The sequence below is a fragment of the Segatella cerevisiae genome (assembly GCF_024054555.1).
GTDB classification, from domain to species: domain Bacteria; phylum Bacteroidota; class Bacteroidia; order Bacteroidales; family Bacteroidaceae; genus Prevotella; species Prevotella cerevisiae.
In genome coordinates this window covers 15,508-38,936 of the sequence record NZ_JAMXLY010000033.1, presented here as the reverse complement: position 1 = coordinate 38,936, position 23,429 = coordinate 15,508, and the positions used below count along the sequence as shown (strand labels likewise).

At 42.2% G+C, this 23,429-nt stretch carries 27 protein-coding genes; 18 read left to right on the top strand and 9 right to left on the bottom strand.

From position 1 onward, the window contains the following. The coding region (locus NG821_RS08945; RefSeq protein WP_252761319.1) for an IS256 family transposase at positions 1-492 on the top strand (492 nt) is incomplete at its 5' end. Positions 493-621: 129 nt separating this feature from the next. Here the strand turns inward: NG821_RS08945 and NG821_RS08940 are convergent. The 8 genes from NG821_RS08940 to NG821_RS08905 all read right to left on the bottom strand — a co-directional run bounded on the left by NG821_RS08940 (position 622) and on the right by NG821_RS08905 (position 8,009). After that, entirely contained in the window at positions 622-930 is a 309-nt protein-coding gene (locus NG821_RS08940; protein ID WP_252761318.1) for a helix-turn-helix domain-containing protein, read from the bottom strand. 431 nt (positions 931-1,361) lie between these two features. Then, complete coding sequence (locus NG821_RS08935; RefSeq protein ID WP_252761317.1) at positions 1,362-1,859, bottom strand: hypothetical protein; 498 nt, start codon at positions 1,857-1,859, stop codon at positions 1,362-1,364. A gap of 243 nt (positions 1,860-2,102) precedes the next feature. Beyond that, entirely contained in the window at positions 2,103-2,933 is an 831-nt protein-coding gene (locus tag NG821_RS08930) for a hypothetical protein (RefSeq protein ID WP_252761316.1), read from the bottom strand. A 111-nt stretch (positions 2,934-3,044) separates the two neighbouring features. Next, positions 3,045-3,770 (bottom strand): hypothetical protein, encoded by a 726-nt coding sequence (locus NG821_RS08925; protein WP_252761315.1) that lies wholly within the window; start codon positions 3,768-3,770, stop codon positions 3,045-3,047. Between the two features lie 10 nt (positions 3,771-3,780). Further along, entirely contained in the window at positions 3,781-4,980 is a 1,200-nt protein-coding gene (locus NG821_RS08920; RefSeq protein WP_252761314.1) for a toprim domain-containing protein, read from the bottom strand. 121 nt (positions 4,981-5,101) lie between these two features. After that, positions 5,102-5,332 (bottom strand): hypothetical protein, encoded by a 231-nt coding sequence (locus NG821_RS08915; RefSeq protein WP_252761313.1) that lies wholly within the window; start codon positions 5,330-5,332, stop codon positions 5,102-5,104. Positions 5,333-5,361: 29 nt separating this feature from the next. After that, entirely contained in the window at positions 5,362-7,035 is a 1,674-nt protein-coding gene (locus tag NG821_RS08910; RefSeq protein WP_252761312.1) for a MutS N-terminal domain-containing protein, read from the bottom strand. 200 nt (positions 7,036-7,235) lie between these two features. Beyond that, entirely contained in the window at positions 7,236-8,009 is a 774-nt protein-coding gene (locus tag NG821_RS08905) for a DUF4099 domain-containing protein (protein ID WP_252761311.1), read from the bottom strand. A 75-nt stretch (positions 8,010-8,084) separates the two neighbouring features. Between NG821_RS08905 and NG821_RS08900 the strand changes: the two genes are divergently transcribed. Continuing rightward, positions 8,085-9,143, top strand: coding sequence for a peptidoglycan DD-metalloendopeptidase family protein (locus NG821_RS08900; protein WP_252761310.1), 1,059 nt, complete (start codon positions 8,085-8,087; stop codon positions 9,141-9,143). A gap of 40 nt (positions 9,144-9,183) precedes the next feature. On the opposite strand, the gene NG821_RS08895 is transcribed toward NG821_RS08900, so the two are convergent. Beyond that, positions 9,184-9,570, bottom strand: coding sequence for a helix-turn-helix domain-containing protein (locus tag NG821_RS08895; RefSeq protein ID WP_252761309.1), 387 nt, complete (start codon positions 9,568-9,570; stop codon positions 9,184-9,186). Positions 9,571-9,869: 299 nt separating this feature from the next. Between NG821_RS08895 and NG821_RS08890 the strand changes: the two genes are divergently transcribed. From NG821_RS08890 to NG821_RS08815, 16 genes are all read left to right on the top strand, one after another. Next, positions 9,870-11,099, top strand: a complete 1,230-nt coding sequence (locus NG821_RS08890; RefSeq protein ID WP_252761308.1) for a tyrosine-type recombinase/integrase — start codon at positions 9,870-9,872, stop codon at positions 11,097-11,099. A gap of 637 nt (positions 11,100-11,736) precedes the next feature. Then, a complete protein-coding gene (locus NG821_RS08885) occupies positions 11,737-12,477 on the top strand; it encodes a hypothetical protein (protein WP_252761307.1) in 741 nt (246 codons plus the stop codon). Then, on the top strand, positions 12,478-13,266 hold the full coding sequence (locus NG821_RS08880; protein ID WP_252761306.1) for a tyrosine-type recombinase/integrase: 789 nt from the start codon (positions 12,478-12,480) through the stop codon (positions 13,264-13,266). 64 nt (positions 13,267-13,330) lie between these two features. Continuing rightward, on the top strand, positions 13,331-13,615 hold the full coding sequence (locus tag NG821_RS08875) for a hypothetical protein (RefSeq protein WP_252761305.1): 285 nt from the start codon (positions 13,331-13,333) through the stop codon (positions 13,613-13,615). Positions 13,616-14,155: 540 nt separating this feature from the next. Continuing rightward, positions 14,156-15,118, top strand: a complete 963-nt coding sequence (locus tag NG821_RS08870) for an HNH endonuclease signature motif containing protein (protein ID WP_252761304.1) — start codon at positions 14,156-14,158, stop codon at positions 15,116-15,118. A gap of 123 nt (positions 15,119-15,241) precedes the next feature. Beyond that, positions 15,242-16,189 (top strand): IS1595 family transposase, encoded by a 948-nt coding sequence (locus NG821_RS08865; RefSeq protein WP_252761303.1) that lies wholly within the window; start codon positions 15,242-15,244, stop codon positions 16,187-16,189. Positions 16,190-16,235: 46 nt separating this feature from the next. Next, complete coding sequence (locus tag NG821_RS08860) at positions 16,236-16,592, top strand: hypothetical protein (protein WP_252761302.1); 357 nt, start codon at positions 16,236-16,238, stop codon at positions 16,590-16,592. Position 16,593: 1 nt separating this feature from the next. Then, positions 16,594-16,860 (top strand): transposase, encoded by a 267-nt coding sequence (locus NG821_RS08855; RefSeq protein ID WP_252761301.1) that lies wholly within the window; start codon positions 16,594-16,596, stop codon positions 16,858-16,860. A gap of 218 nt (positions 16,861-17,078) precedes the next feature. Then, positions 17,079-18,611 (top strand): oligosaccharide flippase family protein, encoded by a 1,533-nt coding sequence (locus tag NG821_RS08850; RefSeq protein WP_252761300.1) that lies wholly within the window; start codon positions 17,079-17,081, stop codon positions 18,609-18,611. Between the two features lie 250 nt (positions 18,612-18,861). Next, positions 18,862-19,422, top strand: a complete 561-nt coding sequence (locus tag NG821_RS08845) for an acyltransferase (RefSeq protein ID WP_252761299.1) — start codon at positions 18,862-18,864, stop codon at positions 19,420-19,422. A 22-nt stretch (positions 19,423-19,444) separates the two neighbouring features. Beyond that, positions 19,445-20,443 carry a hypothetical protein gene (locus NG821_RS08840; protein WP_252761298.1) on the top strand — a complete coding sequence of 333 codons (999 nt, stop codon included), beginning with the start codon at positions 19,445-19,447 and terminating at the stop codon, positions 20,441-20,443. Positions 20,444-20,722: 279 nt separating this feature from the next. After that, the gene (locus NG821_RS08835) at positions 20,723-21,514 is read left to right on the top strand and encodes a toll/interleukin-1 receptor domain-containing protein (RefSeq protein WP_252761297.1); all 792 of its coding nucleotides are present in this window, start codon (positions 20,723-20,725) and stop codon (positions 21,512-21,514) included. A 16-nt stretch (positions 21,515-21,530) separates the two neighbouring features. Then, positions 21,531-21,821, top strand: a complete 291-nt coding sequence (locus tag NG821_RS08830) for a hypothetical protein (protein WP_252761296.1) — start codon at positions 21,531-21,533, stop codon at positions 21,819-21,821. After that, positions 21,818-21,979: a hypothetical protein gene (locus NG821_RS08825; protein WP_252761295.1), complete on the top strand. Its 162-nt coding sequence runs from the start codon at positions 21,818-21,820 to the stop codon at positions 21,977-21,979. Before NG821_RS08830 ends, NG821_RS08825 begins: the two co-directional genes overlap by 4 nt. A 139-nt stretch (positions 21,980-22,118) precedes the next feature. Then, positions 22,119-22,727, top strand: a complete 609-nt coding sequence (locus NG821_RS08820) for a transglycosylase domain-containing protein (RefSeq protein ID WP_262921880.1) — start codon at positions 22,119-22,121, stop codon at positions 22,725-22,727. Then, positions 22,717-23,424: a hypothetical protein gene (locus NG821_RS08815; protein WP_252761293.1), complete on the top strand. Its 708-nt coding sequence runs from the start codon at positions 22,717-22,719 to the stop codon at positions 23,422-23,424. The genes NG821_RS08820 and NG821_RS08815 overlap by 11 nt, the downstream gene beginning before the upstream one ends. Positions 23,425-23,429 lie beyond the last annotated feature (5 nt).

Genomic DNA, 23,429 nt, shown 5'->3' with positions numbered 1-23,429 from the left:
GATGCCATTCAGAGTGTCTTTCCCAACACCGACGTACAACTCTGTATTGTCCATCAGATCCGCAACTCATTGAAGTACGTGGGAAGTAAGAATCAGAAGGAGTTTCTCAAGGACCTCAAGTTGGTCTATGCAGCGTCGACAAAGGAAAAGGCGGAAATGGAGCTGGATTCCCTGGAGCAAAAATGGGGAGAGACCTATCCGATCGTCCTCAGGTCATGGCGTGACAAATGGGACAATCTCAGCCGGTACTTCCAGTACAATGCAGATATCCGAAGAATTGTCTATACGACCAATATCGTTGAGGGTTATCACCGTCAGGTTCGTAAGGTAACGAAGAACAAAGGGGTGTTCCCCAATGATGATGCCCTCTACAAGCTTGTCTACCTGGCATACCGCAACATACGCAGGAAATGGACCATGCCGATATCGAATTGGGGACTCACGGCTCAGCAATTGGCTATAAAATTTGGAGACAGATTCAAGATTATGTAACTTTGCTGACCGTAATGTCCCTCATCCGAAAAACACGATTGGAAATCGTGCCTTTCTGATGAGGTTAACAACTAAATAAAAAATGACATTGACACAGTTCATCTGACTATCCCAATGAAAATGGCATGATTATACCTTCTCCACCTCTGCGGGTAATATAGCCAGGTCAAGCGCATTTTCGATTTTGCAAATTGTCTCTATTGAAAGATTCTCCGTACCCTTAAGAACTTTTGAAACATATTGCTGACTGCATCCCATGCGTGTGGCAAGGGCCGTCTGTGTCATACTAATTTGTTCCATCTTATCATACATCATCATAGCAATCTGCTGTGAACGGCGAAGCCACTCTTTGTTGGCACGTCTGTACTCTGCCTTCTCACGCCATTTTGACGGAGTAGGAGACTGATGTTCTCTTAATTTATCAACAACTCTTATCATATATGCCTCCTTTTTATTATCTAATTGGCATTATAAAAATCTATAAAGCTTTCATCATCAACTATCCCTTCTGCCAGAAGAAAGTTCCTGACGCATTCCATATTTTTCAACTCTGCCGCCGTATGAGGGCGTTATCATCGAATGTCATATTGTTTGCTATTTTCAGTACAAAGTTAGTGATTAATATTGAGAAGTACGACTTTTGAGTTGTAGAACGGTTTTTTATTGCAGAGACTCATATATTTTATTAAAAAAACGACCTTGTAATTTTGCCTTTAACCGATTAGCACACCAATTATTCTAAGACATTATTGGAACAGATCCTTTCTCTGGAGGCCATTATAACAATAAAAATATAAAGAAGTAACACAGACAAAAAATAGTGTACTTTATCGAAAAGGTTCTTTTGTTTTAGTTTTACTGCTATTTGTTTATGGCAATGGAAGATCAAAGGTGCGGAGGACATTGTTACCTTTCTTATCAATGAAAGTCCATCTCTCGGAGCGGTATTTGAGTCCGTTATGATCAATGGACTGATAGTCAATCTTGACTTTCCAGCCGGACCATTTTCCTTTTCTTTCGGATTTGAAGAGCATATCCCGTATGTCTGAGGTTGCCTTCATCTGCCTGTCGGCAAGACTGATGACATAATAATCATCAGGATTGAACTTCGTCATATTGTCTGTCCTGACCATGATACTGTCCGTAACGACCTTCATGGTTCTGAGCATCCCTTGGATTTCCTGCCTGGTAAAATAGTTGATGCCGAAAGCGGAATCCGGGTCTGATATGGCAATCACTTTCATCTGGTCGGGATAGTAAAGACTTTCCCGAAGACTCTCCATCGCGAGGTTGTGAAGACTGTCCTTACTGGTACAGGAGGTCATGATGGTGACTCCGGCCAGAAGAATAAGACAAAATTTTTTCATATTTGCAGGATTTTTGTTAGTTGATGTTTGTGGTTATAAAAGAAAATGCGTCATAAGTTTTAAAGGGGGAAGATATCCATTGAAATTTTCAATGAATCCACTAATCTTAGGATAGCAGCCACCGTACCGTAAAATACGATAGGCACCTCTATCCCTGAGATTGGAAGTATTTCTCTTGCCGCCTTCTTCAGTTTTTTAAGATACCTGGCAGGACAACCACCTTTCTTATTATTTTTTCGTTGTTCATCGTTGTTCCAATGTTAGTATTCTTGTTTTCAAATCATTGAATGCGAGACAGGCCGGGTATCTGCGTCCATCTTCCCTGGTCAGGATAAGGGGCTCTACGGTATGACCGTACTGGGAAAGCTCTTCCATCATCTTTCTGTTGATACGGACTCCACCGTAATAGCGATAATACCTGGTCTTACAGGGATGTTCCGGATCATTGAAATTCTCGCATCGGAAAGAGGTCGGCCCCACCTGTAACATACCACCGCAACGGGGACACCTGCAAATCCGTGAATTGACAGAAAGCATTTTCTTTGAGTTGAGGACGAGACAGCCGCTGAAAGGGATGTTGTCATCCGAACGGAATCCATCCAATATCTCCGCCTTACCACTCAGAAAATCATCCATATTATCCTCGGTGATCTGGCGGTAGGCAAGGACGCCCAGAGCATGGAACTGACAACTGTTGTTATCTTCTTCCCTGTAGTTCTCACAGAAGTAACCCCTGGAGGTGTGAATGACTCTGCCACCGCAGACCGGGCATCTGCCTTTAAGGTAATGTTTGTCCATCTCCACTTCCACGCTGCCATCCTTCAATACTAGTCGTCCGAAGTCATGCTGTCCGCCGGGTTGAGAAAACAGCAAAAGTTCTGTCCGGCAGTTCTCTACAAGTTCTCTTGCCAGTTTCTCTGTCACATTCACACCCATATAAGTATGGTGAACGATAAAGTTGAAAGCCTTGCCTTCCGGTGATACTCCTTTACAGGAATATCCCTGGTATGTCTTGGTCATGTCCTTATCACAGACCGGTTGCTCACTGATAATTGTTTTTTCCTTTTGTTCCATAAATTAAAGTGCAATCATTTGCGAAGTCCTCATCATCCTCAAACGGCTCTTTAATCACGTTGCAAATTAAAATCTCAAATGAAATGGAATAGTTCTTCTTTGTGGGAAGTGTTACAGATACTGCCACTCATAGACCAGACTTTCGACGACGGCCTTTCCGCTCATCACGGTAGCCCATCCTTCTGGGTCCAGTCCGTACCAGAGATCCTGCCAGCTCAGCGTACGTATCTGCCATGCCAGCAGCCAGAGGTCGGTATTGATATTCTCCAGTTTTGTAACTACTTCATTGGCTACATAATAGCGTTCCGCCGAACTGAGCAGGTTAACCTTATGCTTTTCCGTTACCGGCCTTCCCTGACTGTCATACTCGTCCATATTATAAATCCCACTGGTGACCAACTGCTTCATGAAGGGATAAAGGCTTGCCATCTGGGTATAGGCATCGGTAATCTCATCGGAGACCAGCACCGTGATGGCCGTACCCTTCAAATGACCGGGCACGGAGTGCCGGAGCAGGGAAATGTTCCTGGGTATCTCTACACCTACAAGTTCGGTGGCACGCTTGACCTGATAGAGGTTCTGCATGGCCCCCTGCACATTGCCCAGATAGTCCAGCATCCTGTTTTCTACGCTGTGTACCCTGTCAAGGGCAACGCTGACGGCAGTTTCCGAGGCAATGATCTGCCGCTGGGTATTTTCTCTCTTCTTGAAAATATCTTTCAGCATCGTACTCTGCGCAGCGACCGCACTTGTCAGTGTCGGATCAATCTGCTGGGCATGAAGCCCCGGGGAGATAACCAGAAGAAAAAGTACGCTGATGATTTTAACTCTTACCATCGTAAAATGTTTAACGTCTGACGCCGGGCAGGCGGTAGTGCTCCAGTTTCTCATCCCGCTGGTGTTTGGATGGCGTGACCTTTTCCCTTTCGGGAAGTCCCATCACCACATCATTCCAGTCCTTGAAATTCTTGGGGGCTGTGTGCTGCCGGTATCGGGAGCTGACCGGTACCTCTTTACAGAATGCGGTCGTACTGACCTGATCAAGAGGGATGGAAAAACATTTGCCGTTGGCATTGAAGCGTGCGCAGTCGTCGCATTTCACCACCTGCAGATGAATATCTGAGACGATGGCGGCGGTACGGATGCCATAGATCCTGCCGTAGACATCATTGTCGAAGCAGTCTACGATATTGGCTCTGGGGTAATAGTTCATCAATCCGGAAACCTGACGGGACGAGAGCTGTCCGCCCACAGAGACAAAAACAGCGCTTTCAGGTTTGAGTGCAAGCCGGTTCTGCTGCCAGAAAGCCATCATGTCGTATGCACTCTCCGCAAAATAAATATTGCGGACATCAGGAGGGTAGTGTCCATCTGACATATCCACGATCCATGCAGCCGTGGTAGAGTTCGTACCGGAAGCCTTGCCTTTGAAGGTTCCATAGCCCCGAAGCTCAAAACCCACGATTTGGTCAGCCCCGGGTTCTCTATAGGGAAAACCAAGACAGGGATGGGTATAGGGGGAATGGGTATCTCGTATCAGGTCAATCCATGGAGAGAAAGTGCGGACGGTATCTTCTGACAGGGCTCTTTGACCGAAGATCAAACCGGCAGTGTCCGGATCTTCCGTTATAGGCCTTACCTCAAAGCGGCTGAGGTCGAAGCTCTCCGGAGCCTTGCCTTGTTCCCACTGCCGAGCAGATTCTTCCAGATGAAAGGCTTCCCGAGGAAGGCTGGTGAACCTGGAAAAGACATCAAAGACATCTTTCCATTTGTTACCGCTACGGGCGCCCAGTCCGGAGCAATTCTCCCGGACAAAATCAATGACGCTGCCGCCTGTGCCTGTGCTCCTGTGGAAATAGGAATCGGCATTGCCGTTCCGTCCCTTGCGGATGACAATAGTATCAAGTTTTTTGTCCCCTCCGCCAAAGAGTTGCATCTCGAGGTAGGCGCCACGGGTCCCGGCCTTTGGATTAACCTTATAGCCCAGACAGGAAGCTACCTCTTCAATGCTGACCTTCTGCCTGAGCTCGTCAAAAATATTTGCCATAGTTCTCGTCTAAAGTTTCATTCTTTTATTTTGGACCTTAACCTGTTGAACTGTTTCCTTTGTGTAATTGTCGGAGAGAATGTTCTTTAGAGCCGCTTCCTTCTGCCTGCCGTTCTTAAGGCTATTGTCCTTGTAGTTTCTCGTAACTGTCCCAATTACCCTGACTGAAGGACATTTCTTCCTCAGTCTGCTCCAGATACAACTCGGCATAGTTGTCATCAGGCTTTACATTGTGGTCTTTACACCACTGTATAAAATCATCCTTGTCTTCAGACTGCTCCACAAGTTGGAGCCAGGTAATTTTACTGCTCTGGTGGAGTTGGACTAGTTCATCATAAGTTCTTTCTGACATAATCTTTTCTTTTAAAGATGAATATTCTCTCAGATCTTCAGCCCAGCCTGCTGTTCTTCCTTTTTTTGCGACAAGGTCTTCTGAATGTCCGGCGAAAGGTATTTGGCGGCCAGCTGTTCCCGGGTTACGGTATGGGACTCAAAGAAAGAATAACGGTCGGTTTTGTTGAGCGGTTCCTTCTCCGTACGCCCGGCATCTCCGACCTTGGCAGAAATCTTCCACTCTCCATCCTTGTCCTTGGTAATACGGATATCATCTATGGGGATACCTTCCGGAAGTTTGTATTTTCCGTAGGCAGAGGCAAGGTTCAGCCGTTCTCCGAAATTCTTCTCCACGAGTTTCGCAGGGGTGGTCACACGGTCAAAAAAGGCATTGAGGTCTTCCGTTTTCATAACGACGGCCATGCCGTTCTCCTGACCGGCAATTCTGGCGAAGAGCTTATATTTACCGAAATCCTCATGGTTCTCATTTCTTTCCTTGAAGACATTCATCTTTTCAATGTGGCGTCCGTCAGAAAGAATCATATCAGCCTTATATTGCTCCGGTGTCACCTTCTTTTCCATCTTGGTCGGATAGTAGGTGCGCATGAACCGGTCAATGGTATAGTCTCTATTCTGATAGGCTTTCGCATCGGCGGGTTTCATCATGATGGGGTGGAGCTGCCTGCCATCAAGTCTCGCCGTGAAATACCAGGTGCCCGGGTTCTTTGTACTCTGAAATGCATGGGCGTGGGTGACTTTCTGCCCGTTGATGGTAACGAGCTGGGGAGCACGTGATTCCTTCTTGCCTTTATCTTCGGTATTTTCTTTGATCCCTTTCCTGTATCCTCCATCAGAGGATTTCAGTTGCTTTCCGGCTTCCTCCACGATGGCCACCCGCATTCCTTCCCGGACCAGTTTCGGGAGATAGGTATCCAGAGCCTGACAGGGGAAAGTAGCCAGAAGATCACCGCCGCGTTTGTCTTCAGGCCTGGTGACGGGAAGGTTCAATAGATTACCTACTGTTGAAGCATCTGCATTGACAGCCTTGTAGGAATCTCCCTGCCGGAAGAGCAGGATAGAATCGGGATGTTTCTCCTTCAACTCCGCATACTGTGCAGCAAGGGAATCATTCTTCGCTTTCTTCTTGGCAGAAGCTTTTGCCGTACTCTTATTTTGTGTAGCAGTCTTTTTCCCGGATGCAGTTCTGGACTTGTCCTGAGCGGTCTTTACCTGCTTTACCTCTTCCGGATTAAATTTTTGGTTTTTCATATTCTCTATATTCATTTGAGCGAAATTCACTTCTTTGTTTAAGGTATAATGGCGTGTGTTGCCAAGGACGGCAAGTCGTGTGTCCGGATCACCCAGTGCTTTGATGGCAGCCCAGGCAGTATGTCCGGTGTCAAGGACATTATCCACGATGATAGGGGTGACTCCTTTAGGTATCGGACAGATCAACCTAAAGTCAATGCGGATGCCTTCGGCCTTCATGTCATTGCGTTTGGCCTGGTAAAGGGGCAGGTGGTGCTTTCCTCTCAAGACATCCGCTGTCCGTATACCGGTGAGGAGTCCAATCTCTTCGCAGAGCTCTCTGGTATAATTTGCCCTTCCTTCATGCCCCGGTATGGGAACGAGTATACAGAACCTGCCTGCTCCGAGAGCCTTGACGGTACCGATCATCATACGGGCTGCAATATGGATACTGTTCTTGTCCCCACATTTCACCCCATGAGCCAGACTCCTTACTTTCCGGTAGTCTGCTACGGATGCAAAGAGGTGTACCTGATTTTTACTCTCTGATATGATAATGACAGACTTGCCTTATTGTTTGTCCAGAGATACCTTTGATTATTAGTAATAAGATGTAGCAAATGAAGGATCTTACAGATTCCTTGTGTGAGGTGGGAGACTCTTGTGTTGAAAGGTCAGCGTTTCAGTCCGCTGCTTTCCTTTTCTTCTTTTTTCCTGGAGTCCTTCTTTTCCTCTCCTGTCTGATGGAGTTGCAGCTGCTGATACTCCCAGCGATTCCTGTCGGTCTGCACATAGCCCATGACTTCGGGGTGGTCTATGTCATAACGGATGGCGGTCTGGCGCTTCCACTCATCCATATCCCCATTGACAATCTTGAACCCCTGTGGTTCATGAAGGTCTACACCGACTGTAACTTTCTCATTACCGACATTCAGTTCCACGAGCTTGCCTTCCCGGGCAGCCTCTTTCTGACTGGTACCCAACTCAATATCCTTAACCTTCTCCATGTCCTTCAGCCTGGCAGCAAATTTGACGGAAGCCATATCCCGGTACATCAATGATTGGGTCTCAGAGTCAAGTTGGACAAAACGCATTTTTCTGGTGTCATCCTTCTCAATAAACTCCTTGTGGATGACTTCTCCCTTGGAAACCCTCTCCAACTCCCTGTCGTTCAGATGAAGCGTGTTTTCAAGTTTCTTGTGCAAGGGATAGGTCATCAACTGCACTTGATCCCCGACATCGTGTACGAGCTGAAGCTTCAGGGGTATGCGATATGAATAACCGTTCTTAGTATCAATACGTCCCTGTATGACAGGTGTTACCCTTCCGTCTACTAATGGTTCCAATACTTCCTTGGGCATGGAAAGCAGTGTGCGGCGGTCTATTCCAAGGAGCAAAAACTGCCCGTATGGAATTTCTTCTTCCAGAAATTTATTTTTTTCAAACATGTTCTTTTGATTATCCTAATAATTATCTAACTTTGTCGCAAAGTTATATATTTATCCCAATAAACGGATATTTAAATGAGGAAAGTTTTGTTTTTAACATTATTAGTGTTTTCTGGCGTGGCAAGAGCACAGTTTTACACCATTCAGCCCTTGAAGCCGCATGATCCTGCAAAAAAAGAAAAGAAGGCTGAAAAGGTTATGACTGAGTTCAAAGCCAGGGATTCCGATCCTAAGGGAAAGTTGGATTTCTTCCCTTTAGAAAAAGGTAAGAAGGTAGAAATAGACATTGAAAAGGATATTCCACTTTTTGTCAATGCTACAGACAGTCTAATGTTTGGTCTGCTTTCTAAAAGGATGAACGTTTGCCTTCCATTGGATTTTCTTCGGATGAACTCGGACTATGGTTATCGCAGGGATCCATTCTCCAAGTGCTGCCGTTTTCATGATGGTATTGATCTGCAATGCAAATACGCCAGGGTTTATGCCATGCTTCCTGCTATCGTGCAAAAGGTATATTTTAGCAGAAGAGGGTATGGCAACTATGTGGTGCTGGATCATGGAGATTTCCGCTGCCTGTACGGTCATCTGAGTGCCATCACAGTGAGACAGGGACAGGAGATTCCGGCCGGTACTGTCGTGGGTATCAGTGGCAACTCCGGAAGAAGCACGGGACCACACCTGCATATCAGGATGACGCGTGAGGATGGAAAAAGCATCAACCCTGAACCGTTTATTGCTTATATGAATAAGTATATCGGCCGGTTGCAGGAAGAAATGGCTTGCTTGAGGTTTGGAACAAAGCCGGATAAAGAACTGAATTTAGCCAGTCTGTACCATATTCTGGAGAAATATGATTTAAAATTCAAGAAGATTGTCATGGCACAGGCTATACTGGAAACAGGATATTTCAGCAGTCCTGTTTGCACGGAATATAACAACCTATTCGGACTTCGCCGTCCGGATGACGGCAGATACTATGAGTTCAGGAGATGGGAGGATTCCGTCAAGGCATACAGGGATTATGTCCAGTACAAATACAAGGGTGGGGACTATTATGTTTTCCTGAATGAAATTGGCTATGCAAGTGATATAAACTATGTGTCACAGGTAAGAAGAATAGCAGAGAATTTATAAAATATATGAAAGCGATATGAATCTGCAAACCGGTTGTTTGTCAGAGATAATCGGCTGTTTCCTTCAGCCGGTTGATCCACTCTTTTTTCTTTCCCTCTAATTCATCTGCCAGTTGATCACTGAAGAGTTGTAATTTAGCTTTAGCAACACTATTCAGGGAATAATTCTTATCGAAAAGGTGCGGATCTTCAATATCGAATTTTTTAGAAAATAACATTTCGGCTGAAACATGCTGGATATAAAATAATATCATGGCAAGAAATAATGGAGAAAGGACATTGCTTCCGCTTTCTATAGCGGAAATCTTTTTTTGTGTCACACCAAGCTGTATGCCAACTTGCTTTTGGCTGAGCCCCATTTTCTTTCGTATCCGGGCAAAACGGCTGCCCATTTCCTTTACGGTAACCTGCTCTATGATTTCGTTCATATCTGTAATATCTAAGTTGTAGCAAAATTCGCGAATTAATTTCATTTATGCAAATAAAATATTCTAAATCAGTGATGAGTTGTCGCAAATTTATTTTTCAGGCTCATCCTACGCCCGGAGAATACCGGAAATGTCCATTAAAAGGCCGACAGGCTTTCTGCCGACTGGACTAAAAAAGAAATAGCGAGGGGTCCGGAATCAATTTTTGTGCGGATTTTCAGGATGGCTGGAGAGATACGGATTCCATTACCTGAACTGGACTGACATAACAGATGCATATCATTTTAACTATAAAAAACATGACGACAATAAAAGTAAAATTCAGACCCTCAACCGTGACAAATCAGGAAGGGACACTTTATTATCAGGTAATTCATCACAGAATCGTACGGTGGATAAGTTCCGGTTACCATCTATTCTTGCAGGAGTGGAATGAGAAAGAAGGGTCGGTTATCCTTCCCAAAGACCAGGCACATGAGGACAGGAGAATCCACCTGCAACTCGTCCAGTCCAGAGTGGACGGTGAGCTGAGGCAGATGCGGGAGATGATCCGGCAGAAAGAAGAGTCCTGTGTTCCTTATACCCTTGATGATCTGATTGAGACCTTCCGACAGTTGCCGCCCGTCCAGACCGTCTTCAGTTTCATTCAAACTCAAATAGAGAAGAAGTCACAAATGAAACGCATCGGCACTACAAAAACTTATACGGATGCCCTATGCCGTTTCAGGGAGTTCCGTGAGGGAGAAGACCTGGACTTTGAGTCCATGACAGCCGACCTGATGGAGCGCTATGAGGCGTGGCTGGTTGATCGGGGACTGAAAAGGAACTCCATCGCTTATTACCTGCGTACGCTGCGTACGCTCTATAATAGGGCCGTGGAGGCCGGCCTCACGGATGACCGTGACATTTTCCGGCATGTGCATATCTCTTACGGTAAGACCACCAAACGGGCCATTTCCATCAGTGATATCCGTGCCATCGAGCGTATTGATCTGCGGGAGGACTCACCGTTGGCCTTTGCCCGTGACTTGTTCATGTTCAGCTTTTATATGCGAGGTATGCCTTTTGTTGATATGGCCTTCTTGCGGAAGGATGATCTCAAACGTGGTCTGGTCACCTATTGCCGCAAGAAAACCAACCAGTCCCTGACCATTGCCTGGGAAAAGCCCATGCAGGACATCGTCGACCGTTATGCCGGTCAGACACAGAATACACAGTTTATGCTTCCTATCCTGAAGCAGGACGACGATACGGCTTACCACAGGTACCGGCAGGTAGAGCAGACAGTCAACCGTAATCTGAAGGAAATAGGGGACCGGATCGGACTGAGGATCCCGCTTACTACATACGTGGCCCGTCATTCCTGGGCCAGCATCGCTCGCAACCTGGACGTTTCCATTGCTGTCATCAGCGAGGGCATGGGACATAACTCCTACAGGACCACGCAGATTTATTTGAACTCTATTGATACCTCTCAGATCAACCGGGCCAATCGGAAGATTATCAGAAGCGTGAGAAGGAAGTGCTGAAACCAAATGATTTTTTCGTTCACAGTCGGATTTGACTGTAAGGATCAGGGAAGATGTGTTCAATTTGACACATCCTTTTTTGATGGATTTTTGTCAATGGTTTTCAGTTTCGCGATCTAAAATCGATAATTGGCCAGCGCGCCTCTTTTCCTTTTTTCCTTTACCTATTTTCTATAACGGTCTGGAATGGAAAGAAACCGGAAAACGAGTCGGATTGTGAGAAATAACGGGAAAATGAAGGAAATAAAGCAGGTTGTTGCTCTTGATCAGTAGAATGTTTTACAAATGTGTCTCTATTCTCTTTGTAAGACAGGGCGTCTTCTATTTGTCCTTATCAATCAATAACTTATAAAGTCAAAGAGTAACGGATTTGGCAAACATCAGTGAAGAATTTTTCTGCTCTTGAAAGAAAATGGATGAAAAGCTGCCCGAAATCATGGAAAAAATGTATCTTTGCACAGTAATACTCCTTTTACAAAGAGTAAAGGCGTTGTTACGTACAGGCTATGAGCCTGAAAAATAATGGATTACAAGTGTTAAGAGATACGAGTATGGTAAACAAAACTTCTGTACTTTCGAATACGCCGGTACCATCGGAGATGGCAGCTGGCAAGGACATAAAATAATCAGGGAAACTGTGAAACTGGATGGTACTGTAACCCCGACTATAGCCGACGAGAACAATTATTCTCCAAAGGGCAAACACGTTACTTGGACTGACGGAGAGTCGGGTCAAGCGATAGAGAGAACGTCTCCGGAGGAAGAAAACATCAGTCGGAAATGGGCTGAGGATCCTGCCTCATGGGGCTATCTATTCGTCCACAGCAAGAAGGTAGAAAAGTTTGAAGCTGAAGTCAACAAGGATGGGCACTGCCGCTGTTTTGTCCACCGGTCCGTTTTCTACGAGAAAGCCCGGCATGGCGTTAAAGAGATAGAGAAACCCTCAATCAGTGGTTTCGTCTTTCTGCAGGGCAGTACGGACTTTCTTAAGCAATACCTGCATGAGCATTATCCTTTCCTCCATTTGATCAGGGATCACAACACCGGCGTTCCGGCAGTCATCCCCGATAGTCAGATGCAGCCATTTATGCAAATTATAAAGGATGATCCTACACGGATCCGTATCTTGCAGCATCCCATCGGGCATTATGCAGAAGGGAATGTCAGGCTACGGGTGCTGACCGGCATTCTGAAAGGTCAGGAAGGTTATCTTATCCGCATTGCCCGTGACCGGAAACTCGTGATGAAGATTGGAGATATGGTTGTGGCTGTCGGCGGCGTACATAAGGAGCAGTTTGAGGAAGTGAAAAGTATGTTGGATGCGAACTGCGGTGATCCCAATGACCCCGACAGGAATAGGATAACATTACACCGCTGAATGATGACTTTCGCAGCCTTTACCCATCAATGGATTCAGGAACTGAACCGGTCAGGCAAATTTCTGGTAGCCGACAACAGGGAAGTGACCCTGCACAGCTTCCTTCAGTTCTTAGACAAGGATGATTTGTCCTTTGATGAAATTGATGAGGAACTGGTGAAGAAATACGAATCCTGGTTGTATGACAGGGGACTCAAGCACTCTACTGTAGTCTTCTACCTCGCTCAGTTGTGTACCATCTTCAGGCAGGCCGTAAAAGAAGGAGAGACAGTACGTCGCAATCCCTTCCGGCTGGTCAACAAGGCAACCGTTCCCAAACAGAATCGGACGCTGCTTACCCGGGAGGAACTTCAGCGCCTGCGTCATTTTGACTTTTCCGGTATTTCCGCATCTCAGGCCTATGCCCGTGACCTGTTCTTTTTTTCAATCTATGCTCATGGAATGAGTTTCACCGACATTGCCTTTCTCAGGAAAAGTGATCTTAAGGACGGTATGCTTACCTATATTTCACATACATGGGGAAACCCTACGAGAACAGTCTGCTGGGATCCCCAGATGCAGGAAATTGCCGCCCGTTATCCTTCGGAGACTTCCTATATCTTTCCCTTCGTCACTACACGCAGTCGTAAAGAAGCCCTTCGAAAAGTCATCCAGCAGCGTCAGAACGTTACCCGTAACTTGAAGAAGATCGCCGTAAGATGTAACCTGTCCGTCGTTCCTACCTTTTTGATGACCAGGGATCTGTATATACAATTGGTTCAGCAGGCGAGTGTCAGTGACCTGATTTAACGGACGGAAATCATACTTGACAGGGTATGGACATCAATCTGATACAAACCACAATTTCACCATTATGATTACTATAGATAATACGGCATTTACCTCCGGCATCTCATTTCCGGATATTCTAGCCGTCCAGACTAAGGCTGAGCTCCTACAGATCTGCAAGAAACTCGACCTTTATGTCAGCCCGAACCTGAAGAAAGACGAGACTGTCCACCGGGTAGCCGTTGTCATGATGACTAATCCCATCAATATCCTCAGTGTACTCAACAAACAGGAACTCCTGATTGTCAACTTCCCGCCTATCTTGATCTGGCCCAGCGCGGAGTCAAGCCCCCGTCACCCAAACAGTTGAGGATGATGGCCGCCATGCAAAGATTGATGGATGAAGGCGAAGAGAATGGAGCTGCGTTTGGAGAGAGTAGAGATGAATAGGACTATTGTATATGATTGAAGTCACAATCTGTCGGTGACCATAATGCACCATTTTGGTATACCATTATGCACCATTTCGCTACCCCATTATGCACCATTTCGGTATACCATTATGCACCATTTTGGTCATTGTGTTCTATAGCCTGAAAACTTTAATAACTGCTGTGATTTTACGAATCGGTTACCATGCTAATTGCGCATCAATTAAATCTCTTCAGTTTTATTCGGAACTTGAAATCATGCACACTCTGAAGTGTCCTGTTTATAGGGCGTGGACATAAATTGGGAACAGACCATAAACTGGATACGAACAAAATCAAGTGATGTCTATAGCAATATCAGTAAACAATAAGTGAATAACTAAGAACACGGTGAACCTCTCTATGGTGATGCTGTTCATTAGGGTATGAAGATCAATAAAAAATGAACATTTATATATCAAGCAAATAAAGATATTTATATGGCTAATTTTGATGAAAGCACCATACAACAAGTATGGATGAAAGCTAGACAAGAAGCAAACAATGATCCCAACATATATAGAAAGGATTATGCAGGCGCATGGATTAGAAGAGATCAGTATGGAAAGGAAACAGAGTATGGATGGGAAATAGATCATCTAGATCCAGTTTCTAATGGAGGAACTGATGACTTATCAAACTTATATCCTTTACAATGGAGTAACAATCGTAGCAAGTCAGATGATTATCCAAATTGGTCTACTTCTCAATCATCTCAAGGTGTTCACAATGTAAAAAAAAGTGCAGGCATGGACAATACAACAGAAATAGTACCTTCTTCTGTTAAGCTCAAGAACTCGCAGGAACCTTGGGAGAAAATAGTAACAGGACTGGAATTGGCTGCGGGAGTAGCATTTCTTCTTCTAACAGCTGGGTTTGTGCTAACTCTTATATATGGGAAAAATAGCAGTGAATCAAGTACCTTTTTTGGAGCTTATGGCGATTTAATAGGCGGAGTTTTAGGGACTTTTGTAGCATATATTAGTGTACGCCTATTGGCTTCTACTCTTAAAAAACAGATTAATGCCAACAAAGACAATAGTAAACTTAACAAAGAAACTGCAGACGTTTATCGTATCCAACAATTCAATGAACAATTCAAAATACTTTTTAGTTTATATAGTAATACTCTTAATAAATATAAAGATTTGGGTAATATAGTTAATTCTTGTAAAGAAGATGGTAAAACTATTACGGGTAAGAACTATGAGGAAAGACGGGATAAAGCAATAGAAATATTCAATAAGTTTTATGTAACTTATTACAGTATCGCATCTGTACATTTTAGGTTATTATATAGGATATTTCAACTTATTGATGATGCAAATATTCCTACTAAAAATAAGACATCAATAGTTAAAATTATGCGTTGTAAGCGTCCATTTCTCCGTCATGCGTTGTAAAAAACAAGTTATACCTTTGTGTGTGAAATAATATTTAATGATTATCCTCAATTAGGTGATTAATAATTTTGAGGTTTTCTCGATATTCCTTATCTTTGCATCAATTATCAAAACCTCGTCAAGATGAAACTGATAGAATTTTCAAAACGTTTCCCCGATGAAGCTTCCTGCGAAGAGTATCTCAAGAATCATCGGGAAAAAGTTGGTGTTGTCTGTAAGCGCTGTGGTGGTCATCAACAAATCTGGGATAAGTATAATAAATGTTGGATTTGCAAGAAGTGCGGTCACAAGACGACGTTAACGGCTGATACCGTAATGCATAACAGTAAATTACCATTAATGTATTGGTTCACTGCCATACACCTGCTGACCTCCACGCGGAAAACGTTCTCGGCCCTTGAAATGCAGCGCCAGTTGGGTCATAAGCGTTATCAGCCAATTTGGGAGATGATGCATAAACTACGGTCGGTAATGGGGCAGCGCGATACCACATATCAATTGTCCGAGAGTATTGAGCTTGACGAAGCCTTCTTTTCCACGGAAAATTCAGACGAGACAAAGAAACAGGAAAAGCGGAAGGCAGGCGCAGGAAGTCAGCGCAAGTCAAAAGTTCTGGTAATGATAGAAAGTAAAGCAGTTCCTGAGAATAAACAGAAGAAAGGAAAGAAAGATCGCAAGTCAGGTCATATAAAAATGAAGGTCGTTCCTGATGTACAGGCCTGTACCGTTACCGAAGTCTCAAAGGTCGCAGTTGCAGCGGATTCCAGAATAATCACGGATGACTCCAGATCTCATACGAAACTCAAAGGTTATTTTAAAGAGGTATATCCCATAAAGACCCTTCCTGAGCAGGCATCGAAAATACTGCCGTGGGTTCACACTGCCATATCGAATGCAAAGTCACTTTTGCTTGATATGTATCATGGCATCAAAGACGAGTTCCTTCAGAGTTATCTGGATGAATTCTGCTGGAAGTTCAACCGCAGATCATTTGGTGACAGACTTTTTGACAGGCTACTTGTTGCGGCTATGTCCTATAGGCCGATGTTTCAGCACAGAATCTATGATTGAAGAAAATCACTCAGTTGAGGATAATCATATAATATTTTATCACACAATGGAAGAAAAAAGAAACAAACCGGACTATGCGGCCATCATCAGGGAATATAGAATGTATGGAGGCAGTGGTTCAATGAAACGGTTCTGCGAGGAAAACGATTACAACTATTCAAATGTCAATCGCTACTATAGAAAACATTTCTGGGACAGATACACCCGGCCTAAGACAGACAGCAGTCCGGTCAGGCTTGAGGTGGTTCCGGACGAGTCCCAGCCCGATGGTGGTCAGCCAGCTATTAAGTCAGATCAAGAAATACAGCGTTTCAGTGTCAGGTTTGATAACGGGACTTTTTTCCGCATGTTCAACTGTAGTATCGAGGAAGTCTGTACGATGCTGCAAAAGATCGGAGGCTGATATGATATCCTTCACTTCAGAGCAGGACTATTACATCTATCCGGATCCGGTGGACATGCGCCACTTCAAACGAACATTGAAGAACTGTTTGAACATCGGCAGCGAGCGTTCAGCAAAGAACGTAGCTTTTATGTTCTCTGTTGTTGAAAGCTGCGCGATGAATGCAATCTCACCGGTAGTTTACATCAAGGATCTTCTGGTGAAGTTTGCAGACGAGAATATCTCAAATCAAACACTTTTGCCCTGTTATTACGCAAAAGTTTGTTAATAACGAAAGTTTAACATTTATGAGTAAAGTCTGGGGACGTCCATAAACAGGGCGCTTCCAGATAGTTCATGGAATAATAGACGTTTACGATGCATTTGAAATTAATCGATCTAAAGAAATAGTTCTTGACTTATAGCATAAAGCAGTCTCTTTATCATTACTTTTAAATTGCCACATTAAGAAATAATAGTATAGGATAGCAAATATGTAGATATAATATGCAACCAGACCAACTTAAAAATAACAGCAAAAGAATTGCGAAGAACACGCTCTTCCTGTATCTGAGACAGATACTGGTCATGCTTGTTGCTCTCTATACATCGAGAGTCGTATTGAGAGTATTGGGTGTAGTAGACTATGGTGTATACAATGTCGTTGGCGGCATGGTATCTATGTTCGCTTTTCTCAATGCTGCTTTAGCGCAAGCAACGGAGCGTTTTATTGCTTTTGGCATTGCTAAAGACACAATTGAACAACAGCAGAAGACCTTTTCAATGCTTCTGAATGTTCATATGATTATGGCATTGCTGCTTTTTGTTCTATGTGAGTCAATAGGTCTATGGTTCTTCTACAATAAGCTTGTTATACCAGCAGAAAGGCTTGATGCTGCATTCTGGGTAATGCAGTGCTCTATCTTTACATTAATGATATCTGTCACTCAGGTACCTTATAATGCTTCAATTTTTGGCCATGAGCATATGAATGCCTATGCCTATATTAGCATCATAGAGGTCATGCTTAAGTTGGGCATAGTAATTCTACTACAGTATGCTTTCACAGATAAGCTTATCGCCTATGGTATATTGTTGGCTCTAATACAGTTTGTGGTTGCAATGATATACAGAATATATTGTTTGCACAAATTCGAGAACTGTAAATATAAGTTTTATTGGTCTCAATCACTTTTTAAGAAATTGTTTGGTTATTCAGGTTGGAGCTTGATTGGAAATTTTGCTTGGACATTAAATGGGCAGGGCATGAACATGCTTATTAATATGTTTTTCGGTCCCCTGTTTAATGCAGCAAAAGGAATATCGAATAATGTACAATCTGCCGTAACATCATTCGCAACCAATTTCTTAGGAGCGTCTATCCCCCAAATCATAAAGTCTTATGCATCCGGCGATTATGAGTACTGTTTCAAAGTCAATTTTAAGAGTGGTAAATTTGGCTTCTTCTTATTTATGTTAATTAGTTTGCCTATCATCAGTATCATTCGACCCCTTTTGGAAATTTGGCTTGTAAATCCCCCCAAGTATGCAGTAGAATTTAGTATGTTCTCTCTTTTGTATGTCCAAGCAAATACGATGGGAGGAACATTGCAAAATGTAGCTCAGGCTACGGGAAAGATTCGAAATTTCCAATTAGCCAATGGTGGTGTTATGTTGCTCGCAGTTCCTGTTGTTTATGTAATTTATAAGATGGGTGGTCCAGCCATAAGTTTCTTATATGTATTGATAGGAACTGCAATTTCGTGCCTTTTTGCAGAATTAATTGCTTTGAAATCCATATTACCTATCTATCCTGTAAAACGGTATTTGATAGAAGTCACATTAAGAGAAATTGCGACATTTGCTATACCATGCATTCTGGCTTTGATCCTTTATAAGATGTCTTTCTCCTATATAGTATCTTTTGCAATAGCTGGAGCAATGTTCCTGTTCTCATTCTTTATGATATGGATCATAGGTTTTACCAAAAGTGAGAGGACATGGGCTAAGAATATTATCCTGAATAAGATAAAAAGGTAAAGGTCCGCATTTATAGTTAACTCTATTTCAATTGGCAAATAATGATTTTAAACAAAATATTTCGTATTTTCAAAGATTTCCTTGAAGTGAGTTGGGGAAAAACACTTATATACAATTTCTTCAATTTACCCATACACCAGGCTGTGCATTGTCCGATACTCCTCTACAGACCGCATATGAATTTTAATTCGTATTTTGGTCATTTACATCGGGGGGGGTGATAGTAAAGTCAAAGTCTGTTTATTTTGGGATGATCAAACTTGGAAAGCAATCTGAGAAAACATGTACTACAAAAGGATTTTGGCTATACAACCAGGGAACCATCATTTTTAACGGCCCTACCCTTATGGGTAATGGTTGTAGACTCGAAATCAAGAAAGGAGCAAAACTTGAAATTGGTGAAAATACTGGTATGACGGGAGAAACTTCCATAAACTGTTATGAGAGCATCTCATTAGGTCGTTTCTTTAGTTGTGCATGGAATGTTCAAATAAGCGATACCGATTTTCACGATTGTTATAAGATTAACGGCGAAGGAAAGAAAACGGAGAGGCCTTTTACTAACCCCATATCAATTGGCAACTTTGTTTGGATATGTAAAGGTGTGACTATATTGAAGGGAACTGTTTTATCCGATTGGTGCACTGTTGGTGCTAATAGTCTGGTAATAGGTCAACACAACTTACCACCATACTCATTAATAGCTGGCAGCCCGGCAAAAGACACAGGGGAAAAACTTCTACGTAAAGATTTGGATGAATTAAAATCACGAACAGCCTTTGTTATTACAAAGGGCTTAGCAACTTTTTAAACATAACAGAAAATACAAAATTATGACGAATACTGAGTTTTTGCTAAAGGCAATTAGAAAAATAGCTAATCTTCGCCATCGTATATTTGTTCCCCAAACAGACAATAAGGGGCAGGGAACACAATATTTCGGTTATGTGGAACTATTCGACCAAGATGCCAACGACTATGTGAGGGAATTACTTCACAGTAATAAACCTTGTATGGTATCAAAGTTTGGAACAATAGAACTTAATACGATTGTGATGTATCACATTCAAAATGAGAAACATCATCCTTTAAAGGAGTACATTGATTTTATCAAAGGTAAAATACCAACCTTAGGGTGGGTAGATAATAATGCCCTTAATGAACTTTGCCTTCTATCTGGCTTCTTCCCAAACAATATTTCCTTATTGCCTAAATATTATGATATTAACTATAAGGCATTGAAGGAGATAGATGTTCTTGGTAGCTATATAAGCAATGAGAGAATCTTCAAAGACGAGTTGGCGGGTGCTAAAAAGATTAACTTAGATGGATATTACGCACCTTTTTACTATAAAGCCCCATGGACTATGGAGCTTGCTGGTAAGAAAGTACTTGTTGTGCATCCTTTCGCAGAGGATATAGCCTCTCAATATAAAAATCACAGAAAAGAAATTTGGCAGGATCCTAATGTCCTACCAGAGTTTGAGCTTATCACTTATAAGAGCGTCCAGTCTATGCTTGGTATTAAGACTCCATACAAAACCTGGTTTGATGCTCTTGAGAAGATGGAAAATGATATCTCAAAGATAGATTTCGATATAGCCCTTATTGGTTGTGGTGCTTACGGCATGCCACTGGCTGCTTATGTAAAGAAAATGGGCAAGCAGGCTGTGCACCTTGCTGGCTGGACCCAGGTTCTATTCGGCATCATCGGCACGCGATGGCAGAATAATCACCGCATATCAAAAATGATAAACGAATATTGGATTCATCCTTCACCAGAGAATGTACCCAAGGATGCGAAAAAAGTAGAAAATGCATGCTACTGGTAATACCAATATAAGTTGATTGATAAATGCCATACGCCTTTGTAAAAGAAATGACTGACACTCTTACAAAGCTCCCTGTTTCCTATGAGAACTATGAGAGAATGGAAGGTCGGCTAAGTTTGTAAAATATCATATAGAAGGTTCACACAGATTCCACAGATAACCAAAGACAAAACATAGTTGAAAAATCCGTGTCATCAATGGAATCCGTGTGAAATAAACTAGAACCAAACGAAACAGACTAGTGTCAGAGCTTCTCTAATAACCAAATATATATGCTAAATGTACACAATATTTATTAGCCATAATTCTAAAGATAAGCCTGTAGTAGAGCCTATTGCTATAAGATTGGCAAACGCCTTTGGGCAAGATGAGGTGTTCTATGATTCGTGGTCTATAAAACCTGGAGAAGGGATCATTGATAAAATGAATCAAGGTCTTGGAAGTTGCCGTTTTGTTTTCTTCTTCGTATCTGACAATAGCTTAAAGAGCTATATGGTAAATATGGAGTGGCAGAATGCACTAATGAAAGCCTCTAATGGATTGGTACGTCTTATACCTGTGAGAATGGATAGCTGTGACTTACCTGCAATACTGACACAGACACTATATCTTGATTTGTTCAATAATGGCTTAGAAGCTACCATAACTTCTATGGTTGAGCTTGTCAAAGGTCAAGATACTTTCCATGCGAAATTTACGCAGGTGAATAATCTTTCTGCAAATTTTATTAAAAGAACAGATAGGGAAATTGAAATTGAATTAAGCGCCAATTATTTCATGGAGCCAACTCCGCATTTTGTATTTGTTACAAGTAACAACGATAATGAAATAAACTTCGAAATTATTGGCGTAAATATTATGAGATTTGGTTTCAACAAAGGTGTTATTCCTTTAAAGGGTGATGGCTTTAATGTAATGCTGAATGGAATACGTATAGATTTACCTGATTCATTAGTTCCTGGCTTTTCACGACGTATTAAATTTACAGCAAAAACCGACAAACCTATAATGATACTATATGTTATGCACGAAGATAAGCAAAATTTGTGGAAAATAATAAAGTCCAATTAAATAATAACTAACTCCTTTGGTCAAACTGCTACTTGTCTCCAAGAAGGAGGACATGAAGCTCCAAGGTAAGTTGGATAGTCTTAGGGAGGAAGCAAGAGAGCGTAAACCTAAAGCCGAAGCCCGTAACGAGGAACTTATGAAGGCTAACCGTAGGCAGTTTGAGTATCAGATAAAGCTAATGGATCAGCTGGCTGATATGCAGCATCAGCTGAAAAAGACCGATGATCAGTATGCTGAGCTGCTGGTGGAGTTCAAGAGTCAGAAGAGCCTCAACAAGCAAGCCCGCAAGGAAATTTATAAAAAGTGATAAGGGGTATAGAGTGCGCGGCTACTTACCATACCATCATCCAGACTTGCCGGATGATGGGAGTCAAGGTGCTGAAGTGTACTTCCAAGAGTTCTTTAAGAAGTTCTCCGAAGGTTGCCGAGACTATGCCCAAATGTTGCTTGGGCAGCTGGCCTTAAATTAAAGAATAGTTAAATTTACTCAGTTCAATAAGAAGCTGGGAGACCAAGACCTCCTTGTTTATAAAGGTTTATACTCAATTGGACGCATACTTTAAAATCCTATTAGCGGCTACTTAAGTTCGCATATAGTTGTTCAATGTATATATTCTCCAAGTTCAATTATGAATACAATTACTATTGGGCTAAAATTAAGAAAATAATATCGGAAAGCCAGCAAGACATTAATTGTCTAAAGGATAACCCCTCTTCAGAAATGCTTATTAATATGTTAATTGCCGGAGAGGATAAGAGGTTTAGATACCACATTGGAGTTGATGTGATTGCGATATTCCGAGCAGCAATGCATAACATTCTAGGTAAACGTGAAGGGGGAAGTACTATTAATCAACAATTGGTAAGAGTTTTAACTGGGATGAATGAACCCACGTTATATCGAAAGATTCTTGAAATTATATTAGCTATAAAAGTAGATCATTATGTTGATAAGAAAACGATAGCATTACTTTACCTAAATAAAGCATATTACGGATTTAACTTCTATAACTTGGATAAAATTTTACGAAAGTATGGATGTGATAAGTATTCTATATTTAATCCTAAGCTAGGCGCTGAGATTGTAGCACGTCTTAAATATCCAGAGCCAAGAAATAAAGAGTCTTTCAAAATAAAGAAAATAAAAAAACGCGTAGATTATCTTCTAAAATTATACAATAAGAGTTTCTATCGATTAGTCTATGAATATTAATGATTACTTTGTTGATAGCGTGTGGTTAAAAAACACGACAGATAGGTTTATTGGTTCTGGAATTTTCAAGGATCGTTTTCAAAAGATGTCGGATAAAGAAAGAAAATCCCTTATCCTTCATTACGTAATAGATAATGAGGCCTTTGTTTTCATGAACAAACCTCTGCTGCTGGAACAAGTCAAACAATTCTTGGCAGATTCTATACTAACAATAAATGTCGAAGACATTAGACTAATAATAAATGTCGAAGACATTAGACTAATTGGAAGTGCTAAAATTGGCTTCTCATTAGATCCACAAAAGTACGGAGCCCCTTTTTGCAGTACGAGTGATTTGGATTTTACTATTATTAATCGCGAGTTACTAGACTTTTTAAGAAAGGATTATGAATTCTGGTCGAAGGCTGTAAAAAATGGTACACTTTCAACAGATGTAAGAAGTAGAAGATACTGGAAAGAAAATATTAGAGTAATCAAGAACGGTCTATCTAAAGGTTATATGGACATACATTATTTACCAAATCTAAAAGAATATTGTCCCCATGCTCAATTAATTGCCGACACACTATCGAAGATTCAAATAAAATTATATGAAAAGCAAGGAATTAAAATCAAACAATGTTCTGTAAGGGTTTATAAGAACTATGACTTATTCTTTGACTACATTGAGAGGGGCATTAAAAAGATGCTAAGTTAAAGTTT

Coding starts and splice junctions, on each gene's coding strand:
- NG821_RS08875 (WP_252761305.1), top strand. CDS start 13,331: ATGATTACTATAGATAATACGGCATTTACCTCCGGCATCTCATTTCCG.
- NG821_RS08865 (WP_252761303.1), top strand. CDS start 15,242: ATGAAACTGATAGAATTTTCAAAACGTTTCCCCGATGAAGCTTCCTGC.
- NG821_RS08940 (WP_252761318.1), bottom strand. CDS start 930: ATGATAAGAGTTGTTGATAAATTAAGAGAACATCAGTCTCCTACTCCG.
- NG821_RS08845 (WP_252761299.1), top strand. CDS start 18,862: ATGATCAAACTTGGAAAGCAATCTGAGAAAACATGTACTACAAAAGGA.
- NG821_RS08850 (WP_252761300.1), top strand. CDS start 17,079: ATGCAACCAGACCAACTTAAAAATAACAGCAAAAGAATTGCGAAGAAC.
- NG821_RS08895 (WP_252761309.1), bottom strand. CDS start 9,570: ATGAACGAAATCATAGAGCAGGTTACCGTAAAGGAAATGGGCAGCCGT.
- NG821_RS08915 (WP_252761313.1), bottom strand. CDS start 5,332: ATGTCAGAAAGAACTTATGATGAACTAGTCCAACTCCACCAGAGCAGT.
- NG821_RS08935 (WP_252761317.1), bottom strand. CDS start 1,859: ATGAAAAAATTTTGTCTTATTCTTCTGGCCGGAGTCACCATCATGACC.
- NG821_RS08890 (WP_252761308.1), top strand. CDS start 9,870: ATGACGACAATAAAAGTAAAATTCAGACCCTCAACCGTGACAAATCAG.
- NG821_RS08860 (WP_252761302.1), top strand. CDS start 16,236: ATGGAAGAAAAAAGAAACAAACCGGACTATGCGGCCATCATCAGGGAA.
- NG821_RS08880 (WP_252761306.1), top strand. CDS start 12,478: ATGATGACTTTCGCAGCCTTTACCCATCAATGGATTCAGGAACTGAAC.
- NG821_RS08815 (WP_252761293.1), top strand. CDS start 22,717: ATGAATATTAATGATTACTTTGTTGATAGCGTGTGGTTAAAAAACACG.
- NG821_RS08820 (WP_262921880.1), top strand. CDS start 22,119: ATGTATATATTCTCCAAGTTCAATTATGAATACAATTACTATTGGGCT.
- NG821_RS08930 (WP_252761316.1), bottom strand. CDS start 2,933: ATGGAACAAAAGGAAAAAACAATTATCAGTGAGCAACCGGTCTGTGAT.
- NG821_RS08835 (WP_252761297.1), top strand. CDS start 20,723: ATGTACACAATATTTATTAGCCATAATTCTAAAGATAAGCCTGTAGTA.
- NG821_RS08870 (WP_252761304.1), top strand. CDS start 14,156: ATGGCTAATTTTGATGAAAGCACCATACAACAAGTATGGATGAAAGCT.
- NG821_RS08855 (WP_252761301.1), top strand. CDS start 16,594: ATGATATCCTTCACTTCAGAGCAGGACTATTACATCTATCCGGATCCG.
- NG821_RS08900 (WP_252761310.1), top strand. CDS start 8,085: ATGAGGAAAGTTTTGTTTTTAACATTATTAGTGTTTTCTGGCGTGGCA.
- NG821_RS08925 (WP_252761315.1), bottom strand. CDS start 3,770: ATGGTAAGAGTTAAAATCATCAGCGTACTTTTTCTTCTGGTTATCTCC.
- NG821_RS08905 (WP_252761311.1), bottom strand. CDS start 8,009: ATGTTTGAAAAAAATAAATTTCTGGAAGAAGAAATTCCATACGGGCAG.
- NG821_RS08920 (WP_252761314.1), bottom strand. CDS start 4,980: ATGGCAAATATTTTTGACGAGCTCAGGCAGAAGGTCAGCATTGAAGAG.
- NG821_RS08840 (WP_252761298.1), top strand. CDS start 19,445: ATGACGAATACTGAGTTTTTGCTAAAGGCAATTAGAAAAATAGCTAAT.